Source organism: Alcanivorax sp. HI0083, from assembly GCF_001635175.1.
Genome location: NZ_LWFX01000564.1, coordinates 1 through 349, shown reverse-complemented (window position 1 = coordinate 349; position 349 = coordinate 1). Strand labels below are relative to the sequence as shown.

General features: G+C 47.9%; 1 pseudogene. It reads right to left on the bottom strand.

Annotation, left to right across the window (positions count from 1 at the left end):
- Nucleotides 1-349: pseudogene (locus A3754_RS27330) on the bottom strand (PQQ-dependent dehydrogenase, methanol/ethanol family); the annotation flags it as partial.

Below are 349 nucleotides of genomic sequence, written 5' to 3'. Positions count from 1 at the left end.
AAACCTCAACTGCTGGGGATCGAGTTTCACCATCCTTGAGACGTGCAGGACGTTGGCCATCGACTTCAATGGGGCGACCGGTATCCAGATCAATACCTTTAGCCCAAGTAATACCGTCTACGAATGGGAATGCATTGAGAAGTTTACCGTTAGCACGGTCGGTCACATAGAAGAAACCATTGCGGTCAGCGTGAGCGCCGGCTTTATGTTTCTTGCCTTTCTTGTCCTTGTAGTCAAAGAGAACGATTTCGTTATTACCCGAGAAATCCCAGGCATCGTTAGGTGTATGTTGATAGAACCACTTGATTTCACCGGTAGTTGGATCAACACCGACTTGGCCTGATGTGTA